General features: G+C 34.0%; 14 protein-coding genes. 6 read left to right on the top strand and 8 right to left on the bottom strand.

Annotated elements, in window-relative coordinates; genetic code table 11:
• Positions 1-101: 101 nt before the first annotated feature.
• From QWY92_RS05280 to QWY92_RS05265, 4 genes are all read right to left on the bottom strand, one after another.
• Positions 102-950, bottom strand: a complete 849-nt coding sequence (locus QWY92_RS05280) for an alpha/beta hydrolase family protein (protein ID WP_290269080.1) — start codon at positions 948-950, stop codon at positions 102-104.
• A gap of 1 nt (position 951) precedes the next feature.
• Positions 952-3,714, bottom strand: coding sequence for a PD-(D/E)XK nuclease family protein (locus QWY92_RS05275; RefSeq protein WP_290269078.1), 2,763 nt, complete (start codon positions 3,712-3,714; stop codon positions 952-954).
• A 78-nt stretch (positions 3,715-3,792) separates the two neighbouring features.
• The gene (locus tag QWY92_RS05270; protein WP_290269076.1) at positions 3,793-5,169 is read right to left on the bottom strand and encodes an OmpA family protein; all 1,377 of its coding nucleotides are present in this window, start codon (positions 5,167-5,169) and stop codon (positions 3,793-3,795) included.
• 294 nt (positions 5,170-5,463) lie between these two features.
• A complete protein-coding gene (locus QWY92_RS05265) occupies positions 5,464-8,604 on the bottom strand; it encodes a UvrD-helicase domain-containing protein (RefSeq protein ID WP_290269074.1) in 3,141 nt (1,046 codons plus the stop codon).
• Positions 8,605-8,730: 126 nt separating this feature from the next.
• On the opposite strand from QWY92_RS05265, the gene QWY92_RS05260 reads away from it, so the two are divergent.
• Positions 8,731-9,339, top strand: a complete 609-nt coding sequence (locus tag QWY92_RS05260) for a superoxide dismutase (RefSeq protein ID WP_290269072.1) — start codon at positions 8,731-8,733, stop codon at positions 9,337-9,339.
• Positions 9,340-10,009: 670 nt separating this feature from the next.
• Here the strand turns inward: QWY92_RS05260 and QWY92_RS05255 are convergent.
• The 4 genes from QWY92_RS05255 to purN form a co-directional block, all read right to left on the bottom strand.
• The gene (locus QWY92_RS05255) at positions 10,010-11,908 is read right to left on the bottom strand and encodes an amidophosphoribosyltransferase (RefSeq protein ID WP_290269070.1); all 1,899 of its coding nucleotides are present in this window, start codon (positions 11,906-11,908) and stop codon (positions 10,010-10,012) included.
• 172 nt (positions 11,909-12,080) lie between these two features.
• Positions 12,081-13,007, bottom strand: a complete 927-nt coding sequence (locus QWY92_RS05250) for a PfkB family carbohydrate kinase (RefSeq protein ID WP_290269067.1) — start codon at positions 13,005-13,007, stop codon at positions 12,081-12,083.
• Positions 13,008-13,196: 189 nt separating this feature from the next.
• Positions 13,197-13,835, bottom strand: a complete 639-nt coding sequence (locus QWY92_RS05245; protein ID WP_290269064.1) for a ribonuclease H1 domain-containing protein — start codon at positions 13,833-13,835, stop codon at positions 13,197-13,199.
• 35 nt (positions 13,836-13,870) lie between these two features.
• Positions 13,871-14,443: a phosphoribosylglycinamide formyltransferase gene (gene purN, locus QWY92_RS05240; protein WP_290269062.1), complete on the bottom strand. Its 573-nt coding sequence runs from the start codon at positions 14,441-14,443 to the stop codon at positions 13,871-13,873.
• A 274-nt stretch (positions 14,444-14,717) separates the two neighbouring features.
• Between purN and QWY92_RS05235 the strand changes: the two genes are divergently transcribed.
• The 5 genes from QWY92_RS05235 to pyk all read left to right on the top strand — a co-directional run bounded on the left by QWY92_RS05235 (position 14,718) and on the right by pyk (position 19,018).
• Complete coding sequence (locus QWY92_RS05235; protein ID WP_007647141.1) at positions 14,718-14,951, top strand: acyl carrier protein; 234 nt, start codon at positions 14,718-14,720, stop codon at positions 14,949-14,951.
• Between the two features lie 12 nt (positions 14,952-14,963).
• A complete protein-coding gene (fabF, locus tag QWY92_RS05230; RefSeq protein ID WP_290269060.1) occupies positions 14,964-16,214 on the top strand; it encodes a beta-ketoacyl-ACP synthase II in 1,251 nt (416 codons plus the stop codon).
• A 7-nt stretch (positions 16,215-16,221) separates the two neighbouring features.
• Positions 16,222-16,962: a ribonuclease III gene (rnc, locus tag QWY92_RS05225; protein ID WP_290269057.1), complete on the top strand. Its 741-nt coding sequence runs from the start codon at positions 16,222-16,224 to the stop codon at positions 16,960-16,962.
• A 128-nt stretch (positions 16,963-17,090) separates the two neighbouring features.
• Positions 17,091-17,576 (top strand): IPExxxVDY family protein, encoded by a 486-nt coding sequence (locus tag QWY92_RS05220; RefSeq protein ID WP_290269055.1) that lies wholly within the window; start codon positions 17,091-17,093, stop codon positions 17,574-17,576.
• The gene (gene pyk / locus QWY92_RS05215; RefSeq protein WP_290269053.1) at positions 17,576-19,018 is read left to right on the top strand and encodes a pyruvate kinase; all 1,443 of its coding nucleotides are present in this window, start codon (positions 17,576-17,578) and stop codon (positions 19,016-19,018) included. The genes QWY92_RS05220 and pyk overlap by 1 nt, the downstream gene beginning before the upstream one ends.
• Positions 19,019-19,104: the final 86 nt, after the last annotated feature.

Genomic DNA, 19,104 nt, shown 5'->3' with positions numbered 1-19,104 from the left:
AAACATACCATGAATTTATAATAATTAAATGGAAAGTTTTAAGGCGTTAATAATAAGGCTTGAAGCTAAATATAGTTGGTTTTTGACTACTGTATTTAGGTTTACAATGTTTTTTTAATGAAGGAAATGGAGCGGTCTACCACCGACTTTAAGGCTTTGGGTAATGTGTTTTCTTTCCAAGGATGCTTGGCGTTAAAGACGTGGTCTGCACCTTCAATAATTTGAAATTCACTTTCAGGATTCCATTTATGAAGGTTTTTCGCTTCATCTATAAAAACGCTGGTATCGTTATCGCCATGAATAATTAAATGCGGAATGCTTAAATTAGAAACCGCGCGTTTTATAGTTAATCGATCTTCATTTTTGATGAAATTTTCATAAAACTGATAAAAATGCGGCATTTGCTGTTTGGTTCTTCCGTTTAAAACATATTTCACACCTGTGTTTTTCCACTCGGATAAATCGCCAATAGTTGCCGTTCTTTTTCCGAAATCGCATACGCCAGCTAAACTTATAACTGACGTGATACGTTGGTCTTCTTCTGCTTTAATAGAAACAATTCCTCCGGCACGACTATGTCCGATTAGTGTTATGTTATTAGTATTACCTGTTTTTTTAAGTGTTTCATTTTTAGAAAGCCAATTGATTACGGCATCCAAATCATCTAATTCTTTGGTGTAATTGTTGTTGCCAAAAGCTTCTAAATCTGGAAAATCTATAGGTTGTTTCAAAGTGCCACCATTATGCGAAAAGTTGAATTTTATAAAACAAAATCCTGCTTCCGCGAAAGCGTTGGCCATAAGATTCCATGCGCCCCAATCTTTAAAACCTTTATAACCATGGCAAAAAATAATAATTGGCAAATTCGTTTTTCTCGAAACAGTATTCACATCTATTAAAATGTGTTTTTTGTGTTTGCCTTCGATAATATAATTCTCTTTTAATAACATATTATACTTCTTTTTCGGTGAATGGAATATTAGGATTGCAAATTTCTAAAATGAGATGTTTCAATTCTACATAGAAATTATCGAGGGTTTCTTGGGTAATCTGTGGGTCGCGTTTGGCGCCGTTGCCTTGTTTGTCTTTTTTAGAAAATTTTAAAAATCCAGCGTTTAAGTTTTTAAAAGATATAATTCCGGCCTCGACAGGAAGTTGAATTTGGTTTGAAAGCGACATCATATAAGCATACATCAAAACTTGGAAACTTTTGCTGTACTTGGTGTAATCGGTCGTGATATCTTCCCAGTTTACAATTTCTACTTTAGGGGCGTCAACACGTCCGGTTTTGTAATCTATAATTCTAATATCGCCATTTCGTTGGTCTACGCGGTCTACTTTTCCTGTTAATTTTACAGGGAAATCCAATTCAGGAATATCAATTAAAACAGTGTTGTTAGACTCGATAGCCACAATTTTTATTTCATTACCAGCCTTTAAATCGGTAATTTCTAAATCTAAAAAATTGGAAACATAGCGTTTAGCAATTTCATAAATGATGAGGTTTTTACCTTTGGTAATATCACCTTCTTTAAATTCATTTTTAAAATGATAGGTTACTTTGGCGTCTATTTTCGATTTTAATTGCTGAACAATTTCTACGGAAAGCAAACTGTTTTCTAGTGGTTTATAAAAATCTTCGAGCGTATTGTGCACCACGGTTCCTAGAGTGTTTGCAGCTACGGTTTCTTCAACTTCATCATGTTCTTTAATTTTTAAAATCTTCTGATAATAAAAATCCATAGGGTTGCGCACATAATTAGTTAAAGACGATGGAGAAAATCCTTTTTCTGCAATTTCTTTTAACCGAATAATGGCGTCTTCACTTTTGAAAACTTCTTTTAATTTTGGCGTAATTACAGGTGCATGCGGCGCAATAATTTCATGATGAATATTATGTATGCCTTCCAATTCTAGTTGTGTTATAAATCGACTTTTTTCTCCAGCTGTTAAGGCGTCGGCTTCGGTGTTGTAAAGTATGTACACGTTTTTGGCGCGTTGTAAAAGTCGGTAAAAGTGATAAGTGTAAACCGCATCTTTTTCTTTGTAAGTTGGGAGTTTGTTTTCAATTTTAACGTCGAAAGGAATAAAAGAATTATTACTCTTTCCGGAAGGTAAAATGCCTTCGTTAACCGATGAAATAATCACTGTTTCAAAATCTAAAACACGAGATTCTAGCATTCCCATGATTTGTAAACCTTGTAGAGGTTCTCCTTGAAAATCCAAGGTTTCCGAACTTAAAAGTTCTTTGTAGACTCCGAATAAAGTAGAAATATCTTTAATGTGGTGGTATTCTGAATTTAACCTAGTTAGAGAGTTAAATAGTTCATTAAAACGGTATAAATACTCAAGTGATAGGAGGTTGGCATCTTTATTTTTATCGAGATATAGTTTTATAGTTGAAATAAGATTAGTGCAGTTTTTTAATGCAATATCTATAGTGGTGTTCCAGTTAGAAAATAATAAATCTAAAAGATTGTCTGTTGTTTTTGATATTTCTTTTAAACGCCCAACAGTAAGATATACTAAATTGTTTTTGTCTATAGTTTCTATTATTTTGGAAGCATAATCGGTGTCTTCGATATAAAATAATGGACGGATAAATTGATGTGATAATAGCTTAACCACATCTTTAAAATAAAAGGAATTCCCCGAAGTTTTATGAATGTGAAATAGATTTTCGAACAGCGATGCTAACGGAATGGATTTTAAAGGAAAACCCATTGTAATATTAAGGGCGTCCACTGTTGAAGGTATGGAGTTTAATACCGGGATAAGCAAATTTTCGTCGCCCAAAACCACGGCGGTGCTTTGTAGCGATTTTGTTTTGGCTTCAATATTTTTTAAAAGCGTTCCGATGTATTTCGCCTGACCAATATTTTTTGGTACACCGTAAATTGAAATATTTTTTTCTTCGGAATAATTTTTAGTTACCCAATTAAATGGATGTTTCTCAAAATGTTTCCAGTTTTTTTTGTGTTGCCTTGTAAATAGTGCCGCATCGTGTTTGGGATTGTTAAGGAAAACACCGTCTATATCCCAAAAGGTTTGAGCAATGTTGTGTTTTAACAATTTTTGGATAATGGTTTCTTCCGCAGTATTTAAAGCGTTAAAACCTAGAAATACGTGTTGCTTTTCGGTATTGTTCTCTATATAAGTGTCAGCGTTTTCGGCTGCCTTTCTATAAATTAAACCTTGGTACCCAATGTTTTTATCTAAAAGTTGCTTTGTAAAATGTTTGTAGTAGGTGTATAGTTTATTCCAAAATTGTAAATAATTTTTAACAAACTCGGTTTGGTTGCCTTCTACCGACCAGTGTGTTAATTCTTGAATATCGCTTAAATAGTTAAAGATGTTTTCTTGAGGAATAAGATAACGATCAATTTCATTAAAGTCTTGAAGTAATATTTGTGCCCATTTTGAAAAAGATTCAAAAGAGTCTTGATTTTCTTTATTTGTAAGCGCTATATAGCTGTTGTAGAACTCGAAGAGTAATTCTGTATTGGAAACGGTTTTGATGCCGGATAAGTCCTCTACAAACTCCTCTATACTGATAATTTCGGGAGCGAATATAGTTTGTTGTGTAATTTGTGCTAGTTGGTGCTTTAAAAAGAGCCCTGCACGTTTACTAGGTAATACAAAAGTGATTTTAGAAAGGTTGTGATTGTTCTTTTTTAAATCGGTTAAAACATCAAAAATGAAAGTTGTTATCATTTTATAAAAATAAAAAACGCTTCGGATATCCGAAGCGTTTTTTGTAAACTTATTTTATTTAAAGTTAACTATACCTAATTACTTAGCTAAGTTAATTTCAACACGTCTGTTGTTTGCTCTACCAGCTCTAGTTTTGTTAGAGTCGATTGGTTTAGCTTCACCGTAACCAAGTGCAGATAATCTAAATGCATTGATACCATTTTCTACTAAGTATTCTTTTACAGAATTAGCTCTAGAATCAGATAATCTTTGGTTTAAAGTTTCGCTACCAACACTATCAGTATGACCTTCTACAGTAAATTTAGAAGTTGGGTATTCTTTTAAGATATTGATGATATCACCTAATACAGCAGCAGATTGTGCTTTGATAGAAGATTTACCAGTATCAAATAAGATTGTTTTAGCATACTCATTTAATTGTTTTTGAACTTCAGCAGTAACTTCAGGACATCCACCATTAGCAACAGTTCCTTTTACTTTAGGACATTTATCATCTTTGTCTAAAACACCGTCACCATCAGTATCAGGGTAAGGACAACCTTTGTTAGCAGCAGGACCTGCAACGTTAGGACATTTATCATCAGCATCAGTAACACCGTCACCGTCAGCATCAGGACATCCACCTAAAGATTTTAAACCTGCAACAGTTGGGCAGTTATCATCTTTATCAGCAACACCGTCACCGTCAGTATCAGGACAACCGTTAAATTCAGCAGATCCAGCTTCGTTTGGACAAGAATCTTTGCTGTCTTCAATACCATCACCGTCAGTATCAGGACATCCGTTGAAAGCTTCTAAACCAGCAACATCTGGACAAGCGTCATCTTTATCGAAAACACCATCACCGTCAGTATCAGTTCCACCAAATTTGATAGCGATTCCTGCAGAATGTTGGAAGTGAGATTGTAAGTAATCTTCAAAAGCATGTTTGTAAGATGTTTGAACAGTTAAACCGATGTTATCGTTAAACCAAACGTTTAAACCTAAAGTACCGTTTAAAGTACCAGCACCAATTTCATCTACCCAAGTGTATCCACCACCGATACCTACGAAAGGATCAATAGTAGTACCTTCTAAAATGTTGTATTTAATTGTACCATCAACACCGTAGTATGACCAGTCGTCAACGTTGTTAGTAGTATCAGGGTTTACACTGATGTCACCCCATTTTTCAATTTTATTTAAAGAACCCGTTATTCCAAAAGAGAAACCATCGCTTAAGTATTTAGATACAGAGATAGTTGATAATGATGGTAAGATGTTCCAGTGATCAGAAGCATTTGCAAGTTCATCTGCAAAAGAATCACTAAATAATCCGCCATCTCCAGAAGGATAAGCATCAACGGCATTTACACCAATAGTTATTTGCCAAGGGTTGTTCTTGTCTTGCGCATTAGCGTTGCTATAACCAAGTACAAGCAACATAGCGAACAATAATCTGCTAAGATTTTTCATATTCAAAATTTTTAATTTTAAGTGTTAATTAACGACAAAAGTAAGTTGTTATATGTTATTAACAAAGATAATTATATAAAAAAAACCGTATAGCCTGCCTTTTATCGATACTATAAGCGTTTTTTGTTGATTTTTTACCTGTTAATAATTGTTAATAAAGTCTGTGGTTCTATTGTTTAAGTGCTTTTTTTTGATGATTTTGTCTTGAAATGTTAAAATTTCGGGGGTTTCTAAAAATATCGGATTAAAAGACTTTAGTGTTTCTTTTTTAAGGAATTACGTTTCGGTTTCCATTTAAGCCACAAGTTCTTTTATTTCTATTTTATCGTTAATATAAATTAGTATTTTCTTTTTAACAATAATTTCCATTTCGCTTAAAACATCTTGATAAGTTTGTAATTGTTGGGCATGTTTTTTGTCTTCAGATCCGGTTTTGTAATCTATAATTACAGCATCATTTTCTGGTGTTACAACAACGCGATCTGGCCTTAAAATAACGCCTTGTTTTGTTATAATATCTCGCTCATTATAGATGGTGTTATCTTCGGTGAAGTAAGTTTTAAGTTTTGGATGATTAATAATCTCAAAAATTAAAACTTTTAATGCTATCGCTTGATCTGTATTTATTCTTGAAGATGAAATATAATCGTCAATCACAGCGTCTACATCGTCCTTTGTGTTAATGTGCGCCATAATATTATGGATTAAATTACCTTTTTCAATTGCTTCTTCTTGATTCGTATCCCATAAAAAACCAGAGTTTGTAACCACTTTAATGTTATGATGTTCTTTTGAAGTTGAAATAAATTCGTGCTGAATGTTGGTGTCTTGGGCGCTTTCTGTTGTTTTAGATGTTTTTTTTATGTTTCCAAAACTATAAGTTAAGGTGTCATCTTGCCATTTGTTATGGTGCTGTAAATAATTAATAAGCAAGCCCGAATACTTTTTAAGTTTAGCATCTTCCTTTAATTGGCTATCGTTTTTAGAAATTAAATAAAGTTGTTCAACAGGTCTAGTAAGCGCCACATATAATAGGTTGATGTTATCTAGTTCTTGTTCGGCTTTGTGGTTTTCAAAAATGGTTTTGCCTTGCTCGCCGAAAAATTCAAAGTCTTTATTGAAATTCAGAAGCGTATGCGAAAACCCATGAAAATGCTCTTTATCAATTGCCATCCATTCTTTAGGTTCCACTTCGCGGTAAATATCTAAATCGGCATAAGGGAAAATAACCACGGGGAACTCAAGCCCTTTCGATTTATGAATGGTCATAATTTGAACTGCATCTTGACCTTTAGGCGAAATAATACTTAGGTTTTCCTTTTTCTTATCGAAATATTGAATGAAAGCGGTAATGTCGGAACCTTTTCTCTGAGAAAAATCTAAAACCAAATCCAGATAAAACTGCACGTATGCATTTGATGTTTTTACTAAATTGAAATTTCGCACAATAGTTTCGGCTAAATCGTAAAGCGGAAGTTGTAACAAATGATCAGCATCAATAAAAATATGAAACGCTTCAAAACTTTTGAAAAACTCCGTAATATTTAGCTTAATATGATTGATAAAAAACGCATGCTTATCTTCAATATTAAATAGTTTGGCTAAATAGGTTAAAATTGAAATTTTAAGCTCGTCGTTTTTTGGTTGCATAAGTAAACCCAGCACATCATTAACAAATACGACTTCGGGTGCATTGTTGATAAGAAGGGTTTCCGAAGAAATAATGGGAATGTTTTGCTGACTTAAATAATTGGCCACCGCTACGCCTTCTTTTTTCTTGCGGACTAAAACACAAATATCTTCCAGTTTATAGCCGTTTGTTAAGCAATTCTGAATAATTTCATAAACTTTTTCGGTGAATTTCTCATTTCTATCGTCATCTTTTTCAATGTCTAAAAATGATAATTCCACATAACCTTCCTGTTTTTTTGTAACGTTTTGTGCCGCGTTTTGATATAAGTGTTGATAATCTTCTTTTTTGAAAATTTGATTTGAAAGAAATTGAAAAAAGCTATTATTAAAATCTACCACTTCTTTAAAACTTCGGAAGTTGGACGGCAAGTTTTCAACATGTTGCTCAATTGGGAACGGATGCGTTTTTTTATTGAATAAATCGATAAATTGCTCGGCCTTACCACCGCGCCAACGATAAATAGCTTGTTTCGCATCGCCAACGAGCATAGTGGTTCCGCTTTCTGAGGCAACAGAGTTTTCTAATAACGGAATTAAATTTTGCCACTGGCTTTCCGAAGTATCCTGAAATTCATCAATAAAGTAATGATTAAATTTTTCGCCAATACGCTCGTAAATAAATGGTGTAGGCTGGTTTTTAATTTCTTTACTGATAATGCTGTTAAATTCTGAAATCAGCATTTTGTTTTGATCTTCTTTCAGTAAAGTCAACTCGGTGTTGATTACGTTTAAAACAGAAAGAGGTGTAATGTTTCTGTAAAAAGCTTTCAGAAATTTATGATTAAATAGCGCTTGTTTGGTTTCGTTAAAAACAAAAAATATTTGTGGCTGCAAGCTATCAATGGTTCCGGCTGTTTCTGCGGTAACACGTTTTGGATATAATGTGCCGCTTTCTATATTATCTTGCCACTTAGTTTCAAAACCAACATTGAAATTTTGATTAGCAAGTTTTTCAAAATGTTTTGGTAAATAGGCTCCCGTAAAATCTTTAAACTCTAATCCCGATGTTTCAAACTGCGCTAAAAGTTGTTTGGCTTTTTCAACAATAATTTCCTCTTCCGAAGCAATACTTTTTTTTAACTGAATTTTTAAACCTTTAAAATCTTCTAAAGTTTTATCTTTTAGGGTATTTATAAAAGGAATATCATTTTCGTTAACCAACAGTTTGGCAATTTTATTAAAATCGAAGGCTACATCCCAGCTTTTATCGTCGTCAGCCTTTTCAATAGCAAAATCAACCAAAACTTTGGTGAGCATAGGTTCGGTTCCGGCCTTAGAAATTAGGCTATCTACAGCTTCGGTTAAAAGTGAGTCTTGGTCGAGTTCTACTTCAAAATTTAAAGGGAGTTTTAAATCGTGAGCAAAAGTTCTAATGAGTTTATGCGTAAAACCATCAATGGTGGAAATATCGAAGGCTGCATAATTATGGATAATGCTTTCTAATAGAAAAATGGCTTTTTGGTGAAGTTGGTCTGGGCGTAATTCTAATTCGTCGCAAATAGCAGTAAACATGGGATTGTTTTCATGTAAAATCTGTGCGTCGGAAAATTGTTTTAACGTATCAATAATACGTCCTTTCATTTCTGCAACTGCCTTGTTTGTAAACGTAATAGCCAAAATATTCTTAAATAAATAAGGTTTATTTGAGCTGAATAATATTTTTAAATACGCTTTTACTAAGGTGAAGGTTTTACCGCTACCGGCCGAGGCATTGTAAATAGTGAAAGGTGCGTTGGTTTGCATACAATTGAATTTGGATACAATATAAAAACTATCAATGGTTTGATAACAATATATTATTTTTAATTACACCGTTTTATCCGTAAATTTGAATTAAATTAAATATTAATTAAATAAAAAATAGAAATTATGGCTTTTGAATTACCAGAATTGGGATACGCTTACGACGCTTTAGAACCACATATTGATGCACGTACTATGGAAATACACCACGGTAAACATCACCAAGGATATACAAATAACTTAAATAACGCTATTGCTGGAACAGAATTAGAAGGAAAATCTATTGAAGATATTCTTGCTAATTTAGACATGGAAAATGGTGCTGTTAGAAATAATGGAGGTGGATTTTTTAACCACTCATTATTTTGGAGTGTTATGAACCCTGAAGGAAAAGGATATTTATCTGGAGAATTAAAAGATGCTATTGAAGCTTCTTATGGTTCTGTAGATGCTTTTAAAGATGCTTTTGCTAAAGCTGCTGCCACACGTTTCGGTTCAGGTTGGGCATGGTTATGTGTACATAAAGGTGGGAAAGTTGAAATTTGTTCAACACCAAACCAAGATAACCCATTAATGCCGGGTGTAACTTGCGGTGGAACTCCAATTTTAGGATTGGATGTTTGGGAACATGCATATTACTTAAACTACCAAAACAGACGTCCAGATTACATCAACGCATTTTTTAGCGTAATTAACTGGAATGAAGTTGAAAAACGTTATGCTGAAGCGAAATAATTAGCGCTTAAAGTATAAAGTAATATAACTTATAAAGTCGTCTAGGAACTTGTTTTCTAGACGACTTTTTTTTGCTTTAAACTGAAATGTAACGGTTGGTTTTTAGGTGAATAGCCAATGTGTTATTACTCATTAGATGATAATAAAAGTATGAATCGTAGATAATGAGATATTGATTTTTAAAGTTGAAACAGAAAAGAAATAAGGCTGTTTTTTGATGCTGAAAATAAGATGGAATATTGTTGGGAGTTACTTAAAAGAAAAGTAGTAATTTATATAAAATGAAAAAGGCGGACAGATGTCCACCTTTTTGCCCCAAATCTACCATGAACTTAACCTACTTATGTTATGGTGAGGCAAATATATACTTGTTAAAGGTCTTGTTGAAATATTTCAGTTAAACTACTCATATATTGGTTTAAGCGGTGTTGTTGCTTGTTTCAGTGGGTTTTGTTGTACGATGGAGCGTTGAGTTTATTCCATAAAAAAAGGTGAACAGATGTTCACCTTTTTTTGCCCCAAATCTACCATGAACTTAACCTACTTATGTTATGGTGACACTAAAATATACGTATTTGTTATAAATAAATTATATAATAGACAAAATACATTTTTTTTGGTTAAAGTACATTTTTATCAGTTAAAAGCTCGTATTCTGTTGATTTTGAATTTAATATGCACGTTCATTATTACCTTCGTAAAAATTGATAAACGCACGGTTAACAACACGGTTTCCACCATCTGTTGGATAATCGCCAGTAAAGTACCAGTCACCTAAATGTTCTGGGCAGGCTTTATGTAAATTTTCTACAGATTGAAAGATAATTTTTACTTCAGCAGTGATACTTTCATCACTTAACAATTCTGATATTTTGTCTGATAATTGCTCGTCTGTAAATTGCTCGTATATTTCTTTTACAAAATTTTGAACATGCTTATCATCTAAATCTGTTTGTTTGATACATTTATGATAAACTTCTTCTACAATATGGTATTGGTTAGTGTCTTTTAATAACGCTAAAGCAGCCTGGAAAGCAACGAGGCTCTCTAGGTTGGCCATATCAATACCATAACAATCTGGATAACGAATTTGTGGTGCCGATGAAACCACGATAATCTTTTTAGGATTTAAACGGTCTAGCATTTTTAAGATACTTTTCTTTAAAGTGGTACCTCGTACAATACTATCGTCTATAATTACCAGGTTATCTGTAGGCTTAATAACGCCGTAAGTTACGTCGTAAACGTGTGCTACTAAATCGTCTCGGCTACTGTCCTCAGTAATAAAGGTTCTTAGTTTAACGTCTTTAATGGCTATTTTTTCAACACGCGCACGTTCTGATAAAATTTCGGTTACTTTTTCTGCTGAAATAGAACGTTGGCCATTTAAAATAGCATCTGTTTTCTTTTGATTAATGAAATCTTCCGCAGTTTCAATCATGCCGAAAAACGACGTTTCAGCAGTATTTGGAATAAAAGAGAATACTGTGTTTTTTGTATCGTTATCAATCGCTTTTAAAACCTTTGGCATTAATAATCTACCAAGCATTTTTCGTTCTTGATAAATTTCAGCATCACTTCCTCTAGAGAAATAGATACGCTCGAAAGAACAAGATTTACGCTCTAATGGAGGTAATATTTGTTTTAGTCTAACCTCACCAGATTTTTTAGTAATAATGGCTTGTCCTGGTTCTAGTTCCTTAACATCTTCAAACTTAACATTAAAGACGGTTTGAATCACCGGGCGTTCCGAAGCAACTACAACAATTTCATCATCTTTATAATAATATGCTGGTCTAATACCTGCTGGATCACGTAAAACGAAGGCATCACCATGACCAATTAAGCCAGCCATAGCATAACCACCATCCCAGTTTTTGGCGGCACGTTTTAGTATTTTTCCAACCTTTAAACGTTTTGCAATAAGTGGTGATGCATTTTGCTTATTGTACCCTTCCTTTTTTAAATCGCGGTATATTTTACTAACGGCATCATCAAGAAAATGACCGATTTTTTCCATTATAGTAATGGTGTCGGTATATTCTTTTGGGTGTTGCCCAAGTTCAATTAAATTTCCGAAGAGTTCTTTAACATTCGTCATATTAAAGTTACCGGCCATAATAAGGTTGCGGTGCATCCAGTTGTTTTGTCTTAAAAACGGGTGTACACTTTCAACGCTATTCTTTCCGAAGGTTCCGTAACGTACGTGTCCTAATAAAACTTCACCTATATAAGGGATGTTCTTTTTTTGAGCAGCAACATCGTCCATGTATTCTGGATGTTCTTCAAACTCTTTGTTTACGCGATCGTTTATTTGTGCAAAAATATCCTGAATAGGTTGTTGCGCAATTGAGCGAACACGACTAATGTAACGTTCTCCGGGTTTTGTATCTAATTTAATGCTTGCAAGTCCAGCACCGTCTTGACCACGGTTGTGCTGTTTTTCCATCATTAGGTACATTTTATTTACACCGTAAAATGCGCTACCGTATTTTTCTTTGTAAAACTCTAGTGGCTTTAATAGTCTAATAACAGCTATTCCACATTCGTGTTTTAAGGCATCACTCATATTTTTAATATTTTCGCTTTATTAAAATGCTACAAAGTAATTTTTGTTTCATTTTTGATTGGCTAATTATAAATTGCTTTTTTTTAAAATTCTCATCTGATAACTATCAGGTTTTGTGAGAATAACAAAGGGTGTTCAATTAAAAACGCGCCCAAATTATGGGCGCGTTAGTTTATGTTAATTCTATTTCAAATTGCGTTAAATGTTTAAACTGCATCAGTCGTTTTTGCACTTCGCTATGCGATAGATTTTCCATGCGCTCGGTGCCAAACTTCTCAACACAAAACGATGCTAGGGCAGAACCGTAAATTACTGCGTTTTTCATATTTTCAAAAGATACGTCGCCTGTTTTTGCTAAATATCCTGCAAAACCACCTGCAAAGGTATCTCCAGCTCCGGTTGGATCAAAAACTTCAGCTAGAGGTAAAGCCGGTGCGTAAAACATTTGCTCATTATGGAACAATAGTGCGCCATGCTCTCCTTTTTTAATAACCACATATTTTGGGCCCATTTCATGAATTTTTTTCGCAGCAACAACTAGCGAGTATTCGCCGGTTAATTGTCTTGCTTCTTCATCGTTTATGGTAATCACATCAATACGTTTTATAACGTTTTTTAGATCTTCTAATGCGATGTCCATCCAGAAATTCATAGTATCTAAAACTACTAATTTTGGTGTCGTCGTCATTTGATCTAAAACACTTGATTGGACGAGTGGATGTAAGTTTCCTAACATTACCACTTCTGCATCTTTATAATCTTCTGGTACAACTGGGTTGAAATGCTCTAAAGTATTTAGTTCTGTTATTAAAGTGTCGCGAGAATTCATATCGTTATGATATTTTCCGCTCCAAAAAAACGTTTTACCTTCCTTAACAATTTCGATGCCAGAAATGTCGATGTTTTTGCTAGAAAGTAAGTCTAAATATTTTTGTTCAAAATCGCCGCCAACAATAGAAACAATGGCAGAATCTACATTGAAATTAGATGCAGATAGGCCAATATAAGTACCTGCTCCACCTAAAATTTTATCGGTTTTACCGAATGGTGTTTCAATAGCATCATAAGCTACTGTACCAACTATTACTAATTTACCCATGAAAGTTCTTGATAATTTTCTGCAAATATAGGTCATTTATATGCGCAATCCATAAAATTTTTAAGATTGAATGCATTAAGTGCTTTGTTGTTTTTTGTAGATAAAGTTGTAGTGGTAGCCTGTAAATTTCTGCTTTCTGTTAAAGAGAAAAAGGAAGGTTTTATTGGTTTTTAAATGTGATATTAGGTTTTACTTCCGTCCAAAATCGGCAGGAATTTCGCCCCAAGCTTTAGTTTCCCATTTTACAATTACGGTATTATAGCTATTGTTTTTTAACCAATCTACAGCACGATCTACTAAATCGAAAACGGGTTTGTTTTTTGCGTTGCGTTCTAATTTGGTGTTACATATTTTTTTTCGAACCCAACTCATGGCAGTTCGGGAATCGGTATATAAAATACGGTCGCTATTGTTTTTTTTAAGAATTGCTAAGCCATGCACAAGTGCTAAAAATTCACCTATATTATTAGTGCCTTCCGGAAAAGGGCCCTGTATAAAGATCTGCTTTTTTGTTTTGGTATCTACGCCGCGGTATTCCATAATACCCGGGTTTCCACTAGAAGCGGCATCTACCGAAATGGAATTATAATTAGGTTGTCCTATTTTTTTTAGTTGCTCGTGCGAGAGTTCACTTTTAAAACCTTTGCTTTTTCCAATATAATCAAAATAATTACCTTCAAAGGCGGCTTCTGCGGCTTCTAAAGAGGTGAACGATTTGTATTGTGCTCCATCAAAATTGGTTATTTGCTTTTTGCAGTCGTTCCACTTTTTAAAAACGCCTGTTTTTTTACCTTTCCAAACGGTGTAGAATTTCTTTTTTGTAGACATACTTTGGTATTTCCCTGTAAAGGAAAATGTTTAATTTAAGAATCTGTGTTTAAAAGCGCATCCACAACCTTTGGGAAATGCTCCATTTCTAAGGTGTGTATTTTTGCAGCAACATCCTCAGCGGTATCCTCGGCACTCACATCGCATTTTACTTGGAAAATAATAGCGCCTTCATCATAATGTTCATTAACATAATGGATGGTTATTCCGGTTTCTTTTTCTTTATTATTAACTATAGCTTGGTGAACATTCATACCATACATGCCTTTTCCTCCATAATTTGGTAATAATGCAGGGTGTACATTAATCACCTTGTTAGGGAAAACGTTGAGTATGTTTTCGGGGAATTTCCATAAAAAACCGGCTAAAATAATTAAATCTGGCTTTGCGGCTTTTAATATATTAAGGACGTCGTCGGTCTCTGAGAGTGCTATTTTATTGAAAGATAGCGCGCTAACTTTTAGTTTTTTTGCCCGATCTAAAACTTTGGCATGCGGATTGTTAGTTAGTACCTGAATAACAGAAGCATTTTCTCTGTTGTGAAAAAACTTTATTAGATTTTCAGCATTAGTACCACTTCCGGACGCAAAAATTACAATTCGTTTCATCTGTTGGTTTTATTATAAAATTAATGTCAGGTGTAATTCGAAATTCAAAATTACAACAATGTTCAGCAAAACTATCAAGCCATTCATTTTACAGACATTTTTGTTTGTGTTTATTCAAGCAAAAAAAAGAATAAATATTAACAATTAGAAGGTAAAAACTAAATACTTAAAGTATTTTTACTAAATTACCGACACATTTTTAGAGTAAAGGTGTGTTTTAAAAATAAAGTTTTTTATTTTTGCCAACTAATTAAAACTTAAAAATTAAAAAATTATGTCAGACATTGCATCAAGAGTAAAAGCGATTATCGTTGATAAATTAGGAGTAGACGAGAATGAAGTTGTAACTGAAGCTAGCTTCACAAACGATTTAGGAGCAGACTCTTTAGATACTGTAGAATTAATAATGGAATTCGAAAAAGAATTCGATATCCAAATTCCAGACGATCAAGCTGAAAACATCGCAACAGTAGGTCAAGCTATATCATACATCGAAGCAGCAAAATAAGCAGATAACTTTATGGAATTAAAGCGAGTTGTAGTCACAGGATTAGGTGCTTTAACACCAATTGGCAATACCAAAGATGAATTTTGGGACGGTTTAATTAGTGGTAAGAGTGGTGCTGCGCCTATAACATATTATGATGCCGAAAAGTTTAAAACGAAATTCGCTTGCGAATTGAAAAACTTTACTGTTACCGATTTTATGGACAGAAAAGAAGCACGAAAAATGGACCGATTTGCACAATATGCTATGGTAGCAGCAGATGAAGCCATTTTAGATGCTAAATTGAATCTAGATGAGGTTGACAAATTACGAGTAGGCGTTATATGGGGAGCAGGCATTGGTGGATTGGAAACCTTCCAAAACGAAGTATTAAACTTTGCGGCGGGAGACGGAACACCACGTTTTAACCCTTTCTTTATTCCTAAAATGATTGCGGATATTGCACCGGGTAACATCTCTATAAAACATGGTTTTATGGGGCCAAACTATACAACGGTTTCGGCATGCGCATCTTCGGCTAACGCTATGTTTGATGCTTTAAACATGATTCGTTTAGGGCATTGTGATGTAATTGTTACAGGCGGAAGTGAAGCGGCAGTAACTATTGCTGGTATGGGAGGGTTTAATGCTATGCACGCACTATCAACTAGAAATGAAAGTCCAGAAACAGCCTCACGTCCATTTGATGGAACACGTGATGGATTTGTTTTAGGAGAAGGTGCTGGCGCACTAATTCTAGAAGAATATGAGCATGCAAAAGCAAGAGGCGCAAAAATTTATGCGGAGTTTGTTGGAGGAGGATTATCTTCTGACGCACACCACATGACAGCGCCGCATCCAGATGGTATTGGTGTTGTAGCGGTTATGAAAAATTGCTTAGAAAATGCAGGTCTAAAACCTGAAGATGTAGACCATATTAATACACATGGAACATCGACACCTTTAGGAGACGTCGCAGAGTTAAAAGCAATTTCAGAGATCTTTGGAAGTCACGCTAAAAACATAAATATTAATTCAACAAAATCTATGACTGGGCACTTATTAGGTGCAGCAGGCGCTATCGAAGCAATATCGGTTATTTTGGCTATGCAGCACAGTATTGTGCCGCCTACCATTAACCACACAACGGTAGATGAAAACATAGATCCTGAATTAAATTTAACCTTAAACAAGGCACAAAAGCGTGAGGTAAAAGTAGGAATGAGTAATACGTTTGGATTTGGCGGTCACAACGCTTGTGTATTATTCAAGACAATAGATTAAATCCCGAATGAAATACATTCGTAACATATTTAATTCCCGTTTTAAACGCAACGGGAATTTTTTTATGCAAATAAATAAGATTCTTGGATTTAAACCTAAGAATATAAAGTTCTTCAAAAAAGCATTTACACACCGCTCCATGAACATAAAAGATAGCGAAGGCAATGCTATTAATTATGAACGTTTGGAGTTTTTAGGTGATGCTATGCTAAGCGCGGTAATTGCGTCGCACCTTTATATTGAAGTGCCAAGTGGAGATGAAGGCTACCTTACTAAAATGCGATCTAAAATAGTAAGTAGAGAGCATTTAAACGAGTTAGGAAAAGATTTAGAACTCATTAGTTTAGTTGAAAGTAAAATTCCGAAAGGTCAATTTGGAGACAACATTCATGGTAATTTATTTGAGGCTTTAGTTGGTGCTATCTTCTTGGATCGAGGTTATAAGTACTGCGAAAAATTTATTTACACGCGGATTATCTTACCTCATGTTGATATTGCAACCTTAGAAGGCAAAGTTATTAGTTACAAAAGTTTACTTATAGAGTGGTGCCAAAAAGAAAAAAAGAATTTCGGGTATAATGTTTATGAAGATACCGGGAATGACGATGTTAGGCATTTTTCTGTAAAACTATCTATAGATAATAAAGTGGTTTCAAAGGCGCGCGCAACTTCAAAGAAAAAGGCTGAAGAAAAAGCTTCAAAACGTGCTTTTTTCGTCTTTCAAAATAAGATTTCTAAGTCTGTTTAGACTAATTTTACACATTCGATAAAAAACGAGTACTATAACGTTTTAGTGGCTATTCTTGTTAAGATTCACTAAAAGATGTCTCTAGTGATTGTTATAAATATTATATTTACAAATATTAAAAGTAAGTTATGGCTGTGCATAAACTGATACTTGATGATGTTTTTGACGATATTTCATATTCGTTAATCGCAATTCATTGTACGCTTGAGGACTATCGTTTGGCCTATCTTATTAATAAATATTTAAAAACAAGGCTTGCTCGTAGATCAAAAGATTTAGATTTTGATAACGGACAGTCGGCTTATTCAATATTTGAATGGGAAGATGAAAAGCAACTTACAACCTGGAGTTTAGTTTCAAACACTTGCAAAACAGAGAGTTTTCAGCAAGCAACCTTTGAATCTTTATTCGAAAACCAAGAAAAAATAACAAGAATAACTCATTTGATACCAGAGTATAAGCGCGTTAACTATTTTTTGAAAATAGAAAACGAGTTCAGTTTAAGTAAAGAAAAATATATTTTAGATAGTATATTGGAGATTCCTCAAATTGCAACAGCTTACAGCGTTGATGCGAATGATTTAAAATCAAAAGACAATTTAATATTTAGCTAATGTCAACAAGAAAAAAAACCAAAATAGTAGCAACCCTAGGCCCCGCTACAAGCACAAAAGAAGTATTAAAGGGCATGCTTGAAGAAGGTGTTAATGTATTTAGAATTAACTTTTCTCATGCCGATTATAAAGATGTTGCAGAACGTATCACTATGATACGTGAATTGAACGAAGAGTTCGGTTTTACAGCTGCAATTTTAGCCGATTTACAAGGACCAAAACTTCGTGTAGGAGTTATGGAAGATGATGTATTTGTAAACCCAGGTGATGAAATTATTTTTGCTACAGGAGAACGTTTTGTTGGAAATAAAGAGCGTGTTTACATGACTTATGATAGATTTCCACAAGATGCTAAACCTGGAGAACGAGTACTTTTAGATGATGGAAAACTACTTTTTGAAGTGGTTTCTACAAATGGGGAAAATGAGGTTTTAACCAAAGTTGTTCAAGGTGGCCCATTAAAATCTAAAAAAGGTGTAAACCTTCCGAATACAAACATATCTCAACCTGCACTTACAGAGAAAGATATTGAAGATGCTATTTTCGCTATTAGCCAAGATGTAGATTGGATGGCCTTGTCATTCGTGCGTCATGCAGAAGATTTAATGCAGTTACGTGATTTAATTGCAAAACATAGTGCACATAAAATTCCTATTATAGCAAAAATTGAAAAGCCAGAAGCTGTAGAGAATATCGATAAAATTGTTACGCATTGTGATGGTATTATGGTAGCTCGTGGTGATTTAGGTGTTGAGGTTCCTGCTGAAGAAGTACCGTTAATCCAAAAGCAATTGGTGTTACGTGCTAAAAAAGCTAGAATTCCAGTTATTATTGCGACGCAAATGATGGAAACTATGATTGATAGTTTAACGCCAACAAGAGCTGAAGTAAATGATGTTGCCAATTCTGTTATGGACGGTGCTGATGCTGTAATGCTTTCTGGTGAAACTTCAGTTGGTAAATATCCAGTACAAGTTATTAGACAAATGAGCAACATTTTAAAGAATGTTGAAGATTCTGAATTAATTAAAGTACCACAATTACCACCACATATTAGAACCAATAGATATATTACAAAAGCGATTTGTTATCATGCAGCCCTTATGGCAAATGAAATTGACGCGAGTGCAATTTCTACGTTAACAAATAGTGGTTATACAGCATTTCAAATTTCTGCTTGGAGACCATCATGTCATATATTAGTATTTACTTCTAATAAACGTATTTTAACGCGTTTGAGTTTACTTTGGGGTGTTCGTGCATTTTATTACGATAAGTTTGTTAGTACTGATGAAACTATCGAAGACGTGAATGCTATTGCATGTAAGCAAGGGTATTTAGAAGTTGGAGATATGGTAATTAGTTTAGCGGCTATGCCAATTCAAGATAAAGGTATGGTAAACTCTTTAAGAGTTTCAGAAATTACAACATGTAATCTTTAATAGAATATACCAGTTATAAAAGTTTTATATATTAAAAAAGCTCCAATAGATTTAAATCTATTGGAGCTTTTTTTGTTAGGATTGGT

It is taken from the genome of Algibacter miyuki, assembly GCF_030409805.1.
Lineage (GTDB): Bacteria > Bacteroidota > Bacteroidia > Flavobacteriales > Flavobacteriaceae > Algibacter > Algibacter miyuki.
This window is presented reverse-complemented; position numbering and strand designations above follow the sequence as displayed.

What these genes read in the sequence shown, in the direction of transcription:
- QWY92_RS05235 (WP_007647141.1), top strand. Translation starts at nt 14,718, where the DNA reads ATGTCAGACATTGCATCAAGAGTAAAAGCGATTATCGTTGATAAATTA.
- QWY92_RS05265 (WP_290269074.1), bottom strand. Translation starts at nt 8,604, where the DNA reads ATGCAAACCAACGCACCTTTCACTATTTACAATGCCTCGGCCGGTAGC.
- rnc (WP_290269057.1), top strand. Translation starts at nt 16,222, where the DNA reads ATGAAATACATTCGTAACATATTTAATTCCCGTTTTAAACGCAACGGG.
- QWY92_RS05270 (WP_290269076.1), bottom strand. Translation starts at nt 5,169, where the DNA reads ATGAAAAATCTTAGCAGATTATTGTTCGCTATGTTGCTTGTACTTGGT.
- QWY92_RS05250 (WP_290269067.1), bottom strand. Translation starts at nt 13,007, where the DNA reads ATGGGTAAATTAGTAATAGTTGGTACAGTAGCTTATGATGCTATTGAA.
- QWY92_RS05260 (WP_290269072.1), top strand. Translation starts at nt 8,731, where the DNA reads ATGGCTTTTGAATTACCAGAATTGGGATACGCTTACGACGCTTTAGAA.
- fabF (WP_290269060.1), top strand. Translation starts at nt 14,964, where the DNA reads ATGGAATTAAAGCGAGTTGTAGTCACAGGATTAGGTGCTTTAACACCA.
- purN (WP_290269062.1), bottom strand. Translation starts at nt 14,443, where the DNA reads ATGAAACGAATTGTAATTTTTGCGTCCGGAAGTGGTACTAATGCTGAA.
- QWY92_RS05220 (WP_290269055.1), top strand. Translation starts at nt 17,091, where the DNA reads ATGGCTGTGCATAAACTGATACTTGATGATGTTTTTGACGATATTTCA.
- QWY92_RS05255 (WP_290269070.1), bottom strand. Translation starts at nt 11,908, where the DNA reads ATGAGTGATGCCTTAAAACACGAATGTGGAATAGCTGTTATTAGACTA.
- QWY92_RS05280 (WP_290269080.1), bottom strand. Translation starts at nt 950, where the DNA reads ATGTTATTAAAAGAGAATTATATTATCGAAGGCAAACACAAAAAACAC.
- QWY92_RS05245 (WP_290269064.1), bottom strand. Translation starts at nt 13,835, where the DNA reads ATGTCTACAAAAAAGAAATTCTACACCGTTTGGAAAGGTAAAAAAACA.
- QWY92_RS05275 (WP_290269078.1), bottom strand. Translation starts at nt 3,714, where the DNA reads ATGATAACAACTTTCATTTTTGATGTTTTAACCGATTTAAAAAAGAAC.
- pyk (WP_290269053.1), top strand. Translation starts at nt 17,576, where the DNA reads ATGTCAACAAGAAAAAAAACCAAAATAGTAGCAACCCTAGGCCCCGCT.